3 protein-coding genes and 1 pseudogene are annotated in these 3233 nt (G+C 59.2%); 3 read left to right on the forward strand and 1 reads right to left on the reverse strand.

Annotated features, from left to right (window positions below; translation table 11 throughout):
* Positions 1–863: ISL3 family transposase (locus ABJF10_RS30135; protein WP_348548298.1), on the forward strand; the 863-nt coding region annotated here is incomplete at its 5' end.
* Between the two features lie 25 nt (positions 864–888).
* Positions 889–1755, forward strand: a complete 867-nt coding sequence (locus ABJF10_RS30140; protein WP_348548299.1) for a hypothetical protein — start codon at positions 889–891, stop codon at positions 1753–1755.
* Between the two features lie 226 nt (positions 1756–1981).
* Here ABJF10_RS30140 and ABJF10_RS30145 read toward each other — a convergent pair whose 3' ends face one another.
* Positions 1982–2899 carry an AAA family ATPase gene (locus ABJF10_RS30145; protein WP_348548300.1) on the reverse strand — a complete coding sequence of 306 codons (918 nt, stop codon included), beginning with the start codon at positions 2897–2899 and terminating at the stop codon, positions 1982–1984.
* Positions 2900–3009: 110 nt separating this feature from the next.
* Here ABJF10_RS30145 and ABJF10_RS30150 point away from each other — a divergent pair.
* Positions 3010–3233 (forward strand): annotated as a pseudogene (locus ABJF10_RS30150) (hypothetical protein); the annotation flags it as partial.

The following is a 3233-nucleotide window of genomic DNA, read 5'->3' on the forward strand; positions in this document are numbered from 1 at the left end:
GCCGCTGGCTGCCGGTGCAGAGGGTTTGCGAACTGGTGCCGATACCGCCGATGACCGCCTATCGCTACGATCGCTACATCCTCCAGACCGAGCTGCCAGCGCCGCGACTCGACGGCATCGAGGCGCTGCTCATCGATGAAAAACACCTCGGTCGCGCCGGATTCGTCACGCTGGTGCTCAACGCCCGCACGGGCGAACTGCTCTGGCTGGCCGAGGGCCGGGGCAAGGATGCTCTCGATGGCTTCTTCGCCAAACTTACTGCCCCACAGAAGGCCACCATCGCCGCCGTCGGCCTGGACCGCAGCGGAGCCTATCGTGCTGCTGTCGAGGCTCGCCTGCCGGAGGCAGACATCGTCTTCGACAAGTTCCATCTCATCTCCAATCTGGGCGAGGTCATTGACAAGGTGCGTCGGCGCACCCAAGCACAGACCGACGCCGAAGGCCGCGCTTTGCTCAAAGGTCAGCGCTACAACCTGCTGCGCAACCCCGAAAACCTCAGCACCGACGGCCGCCGCGAACTCAAGCTGCTGCTGGCCGCCAATCGCGAACTCTCCTTGATCTATGTGCTCAAGGACGCCTTCAAGGCCGTCTGGACCTACACCTACCGCAGGAGCGCCGACAAATGCCTCACCAACTGGATCGCCATGGCTCTGGAGAGCGGAGTTCGCGAGCTGGGCCGCTTCGCTCACGGACTAATTCGGGCCAAGGAACAAATCCTCAACTTCTGCGAGCACCGCATCACCAGTGCCCGCATCGAAGCATTCAACACCATTGTCAGTCGTGTCATTCATAAGGCTTGCGGCGTCGCCAACCTCGACTTCCTCTTCCTCAAACTTAGGCAGGAGTCACTGCAAGGATGGTAAAGCGCCGGAAGTTCCCGACTGGCGCGTGAAAACACCGCTTCAGCGGTGCGTGCAGATTTTGAAGCGACATCGTGACATCTACTTTGCTCAGAAGGGCGATGTGAGGCCCGTCTCAGTCATTTTGACGACGCTCGCTGCGCATGCTTACTGGAACGAAGAAGACATTTTCGACGCTCTGACGGGAATCGTGAAACGGATGCCTCAGTTCATCGAGCAAAGGAATGGCAAGTGGTGGGTTCAGAATCCCGTCGATGATGGCGAGAACTTTGCCGATAGATGGAATGAGTTTCCTGAGAGGCGGATCTCATTTCTCTCATGGCTCAATAAGGTAAGTGTGGATTGCTCCAATTTGTCGAAAGCGGAGAGCGTTGATGAGGGGGTCATCATGCTCGACGAGTCTCTCGGGAAGCAAACGATGGATAAGGTTGCAACGGAGTTGGGCGTAAGGCGAACGAGTCTATCACCAGCAGTGATTAGCTCTCAACCTCTGGTTCCGGCTTTAGGAGATGCTCGGCATGCACAACCGCCACAATGGCCAATCGTAGCTCGCTGCGCTGTCAGTGTCTCGAAAACTGTGTATCGGACGAAAAGCGGCAAGCGTCTGTGGCTACTTGGAGACGCATCCGTTCCTAGGAAAGTCTGGATCAAGTTCAAGGCTATAACCGACGCGCCTAAACCACACAAAATTGAGTGGCAAATCGTCAACACTGGTGCTGAGGCCATCAACGCCGGACAACCGCGCGGCGAATTTGAGCCATCTGAAGAAACCGACCCCTATGTTCGGTGGGAAACCACTGCATATCGTGGAACGCATTGGGTCGAAGCCTTTGTCGTCAATGCCGCAGGTATCTGCATTGCACGTTCTGGTCGGGTGTTGGTCAAAGTTAGGTAACGTCTCCGGCTCGATTCCAATCTCGTGTCAGGACCGCATCCGCGAGCGTTGGCGTCGTGACGTGCCGAGCAAGCGAATACCCACCCTGAAGCGATCGCATTTTCACCATGACCGTACCCGCCCGTCGCCACCCCATGACCCCACTTGCTTTTCCCCTCGACCTCCGCGGCCTGCCGCTGCGCAGGCCAATGGGTGGGTGGATTCTCCCGACGCCGTCGGGAGTTTCTCACCGCATTATGCGCAGCCGTTCGCCGCTTTCATCCACGGTTAATTTTCCGCAACCGCTGCCACCCGCCAGCAATTCATTGGCAACGGCATCACCAATGGATTTCTCCACCGCATCGCGCAGCGGACGCGCGCCGAGGCGCGGATGGAATCCACGCCGCACGAGAAACGGCAGCACGTTTTCGGCAGGCTCAATGCAGTGGCCTTTCGCGCTGAGAAACTCCAGTTCTTGCGCGAGGAGCAGCCGCGCGATGTCGAGTTGCACGTCGTAGGTGAGCTTGTTGAAAACGAGCTTCTCGCTGATGCGCGCGTAAAGCTCGGGGCGCATCGTTTGCTGCGCGCGGGTGAGGACGTGCCGTTCGAGCGTGGCGAATGTCGAGTGCTGCAAATCCAGGACATCGGCTGATGCGATGTTGGAAGTGAAGACCACGTAGAAGCCGCTTAGATCCAGCGTCTCGCCGCTGGCCATCGTCACACGCGCGGCGTCGAGAATTTGCAGGAACACGTCGAGCACGCGCGGATGCGCTTTTTCGATTTCATCGAACAGGAATGTGCCGCACTGCTGTTTCTCGTAGGCCAACGCGAGCGTCCCGCGCTCGCCGAGCTTGCCACCGAGCAGCACCGCGAGACTTTCCTGATTCTGATATTCCGACATGTCGAATCGGAAGAGGCATTCATCGCCGAGCAGGTAACGAGTGAACGTGAGCGTCACTTCCGTTTTTCCAACGCCCGTCGGGCCGAGGAAAAGAAAGCTCCCGCGCGGACGACCGGGCTTGCGCAGGCCGAGTTCGCCGCGCTGGAGCAGCGAGGCAATCCGAGCGATGACGTGATCCTGTCCGCGAATCCGCTGCCGCAAATGGCTCTCCAGATCGCGGAGTCTGGCGCGCGTTGCATCAAGGTCGTTCGTCGAATGGGTCACGCGACGACTCCACCATCCCGGCTCTGAAAAGTGGCTCCACCGGCGGAGCAGGTCGCTTCGGCGAGTCGCATACAAAGGAGCGCATGAACATTCCACCATTTCTCGTTTCCATGCGCTTCTCACCAATCCTCGCTCAAGCCGCTGGCGGCCTCGCCGAAGGCGCGAGCAAGGCAATGGGCATCGTCATGCTCATCGGATTTATCTTCGGCACCATTTGCGTCGTCGGCGGCGGCTTCGCCATTCGCCGCGGCGATACCGACGCCGGCAAACTCTCGATCATCGGCGGCCTCATCATCGCCGGAGCGCCGGTGATCGTGAAGGCGCTCTTCACCGC

It is taken from the genome of Chthoniobacter sp. (assembly GCF_040003245.1).
GTDB lineage: Bacteria > Verrucomicrobiota > Verrucomicrobiia > Chthoniobacterales > Chthoniobacteraceae > Chthoniobacter.